Genomic DNA, 2,267 nt, shown 5'->3' with positions numbered 1-2,267 from the left:
CGATCATCATGCGGGCAACTCTCCAGGACAACAGGTCTTTAAGTCCTCCACCAGGCCGCGGAGAACCTCACGCGCCGAGAATAACGGAAGACGACTTACAGAGATATAATCGTCAGGGATGCGACAGTTATTGTATGTGGTAGAGATGCCGCAACCGGTATTGCCCGATATAATGCTGTTGTTGACATTAGCGGCGCCGGAATTATATTGATCGTTGACGTAAGCATTATCGATGCCGCAACCGGTATTACCTGAAACCGTGCTGTTATTTAAGTTCAGGATGCCGCCGTTATTGCGCAAGCCGCCGATGCCTCCACTCACCGTCGTCTTCTGAAGCGTTAGCTTGCCCGTCTTCGCTACCGAGAATATGTGAAACCTCGGTGCAGTCTTTACACGCTGAATCCTGCTACCGTTGCCAACGATAGTGATTGGCGTACGCATCGTGGGAATAGCGGCGGGTCCGTAGTTCGTATTGTTCGCTTGAAAGAAACCGAACACCGCATTAGCGGGAAGATTAATCGTATCCGCCCCACGTCCCGGTCGACAGAAGCCTTGCGGCGAGCTGTCGTTATTCGCTGACACGATCGCCCTTGCCAGCGAGCATGACCCGCCGACATTAATTATCGCTGCTGATGCAGGCTGACTACCCAGCGCCATCAGCAGCGCTATGCCCGCCAACGATCGCTTCCACTGCCTTTGTAGGCTGCGCCGCATCTGCCGCGGCATCGACTGGAGCGTATTCAAGTGGTTCGCGAACTACGGTACTAGATCAGCCTCTCGGTCCTGCAACTGACTTTGAACGTCAAGGGTCGCTTCGACCATCTCTGCGCGCCAAGCAGACAGGATGCTGTGATCGGGTATTTTCGGAAAGTGTAGCTGCATGACTGCCTCTCTATCTCGGTGATGGTGTGGGGTTGAAAGACCTTAAGCAGCAGGCGCGAAATAGATTTGGCTGGTGACTTAGTGGTGACTTAGTGGTGACTCACCAAGGAAGAGAAGAGTTGCTAAAACCGATTAACTACTTGTTTTATTTGGCTCCCCGGGACGGGCTCGAACCGCCGACCTAGTGATTAACAGTCACCCGCTCTACCAACTGAGCTACCGGGGAATTGTGCGCGAAATAGTACAGTCCGGTCATTAGCCGGTCAACTTGGGTTTTTACTGCGAAAACGCAGCCGCGATGCGCGTGATGGCCTTCTCAAGGGTGGCCATGTCGGTGGCGAACGATATTCGCACGTGACCCTGCCCGCCAAATGCTGCGCCCGGTACCAACGCGACGCCGCCCTTATCGAGCAGGTGCGCGGCCAGCGCGATGTCGTCTTCGATGTCGGGCATACGCTCGATAACGCTGTGCACGCTCGGGAAGCAATAAAACGTACCGGCCGAGGGCAGACACGAGACGCCGTTGATTTTGTTGAGCGCCGCCACTACATATTGATGGCGCTTTTCGAACGCGACGCGCATTGCCTCCACGCAGGCCTGATCGCCAGCGAGCGCGGCCGCGGCGGCGGCCTGCGCAATGGAGCAGGGGTTCGAGGTGCTTTGCGACTGCACATTCGTCATCGCCTTGATCAGTGACCGCGGGCCGCCCGCATAACCGATCCGCCAGCCCGTCATCGCGTAGGCTTTGGAAACACCGTTGAGCACGATGGCGCGGTCGTGCAGATCCGGACACACGTTGAGGATGTTATTAAAGACCTGACCCTCGAACATGATGTGCTCGTACATATCGTCCGTCGCCACGATCACGTCGGGCCGTGACATCAGCACGTCGGCCAGTGCTTCGAGCTCAGCCGCCGTATAGGCCGCGCCGGTGGGATTGGAGGGACTGTTCAGCACCATGAGGCGCGTGCGCGGGGTCAGGGTCTCGCGCAACTGTTCCGGCGTAATCTTGAAGCCCTGTGCCTGCGACGTGGATATGATAACGGGGGTGGCGTCGGCGAGCAGCGCCATGTCCGGGTAGGAGACCCAGTAGGGCGCCGGTATGATGACCTCGTCACCCGCATCGAGCATCGCCTGGCAGAGATTATAAAAGCTCTGCTTGCCGCCGCAGGATACGAGTATCTGATCCAGCGCGTAGTCCAGCCCGTTGTCCTTGTGGAATTTCTCGATGATGGCGCGCTTGAGCGCAACCGTGCCATCCACGGGCGTATATTTGGTGTCGCCGGCCCGCATCGCTTCGATCGCGGCCTGCTTGATGTGCTCGGGCGTATCGAAATCGGGTTCGCCCGCGCCCAAGCCCACCACGTCGCGGCCCAGCGCCTTGA

2 protein-coding genes and 1 tRNA gene are annotated in these 2,267 nt (G+C 57.7%); all 3 read right to left on the bottom strand.

Annotated elements, in window-relative coordinates:
* Positions 1 to 6: 6 nt before the first annotated feature.
* Positions 7 to 678 carry a hypothetical protein gene (locus tag H0V34_10100; GenBank protein ID MBA2492025.1) on the bottom strand — a complete coding sequence of 224 codons (672 nt, stop codon included), beginning with the start codon at positions 676 to 678 and terminating at the stop codon, positions 7 to 9.
* A gap of 354 nt (positions 679 to 1,032) precedes the next feature.
* Positions 1,033 to 1,108, bottom strand: a tRNA-Asn gene (locus H0V34_10095).
* A gap of 50 nt (positions 1,109 to 1,158) precedes the next feature.
* Positions 1,159 to 2,267, bottom strand: a 1,109-nt coding sequence (locus H0V34_10090) for a pyridoxal phosphate-dependent aminotransferase (protein MBA2492024.1), incomplete at its 5' end; no start/stop codon positions are given.

This window comes from Gammaproteobacteria bacterium (assembly GCA_013696315.1).
Taxonomy (GTDB): Bacteria; Pseudomonadota; Gammaproteobacteria; order JACCYU01; family JACCYU01; genus JACCYU01.
This window is presented reverse-complemented; position numbering and strand designations above follow the sequence as displayed.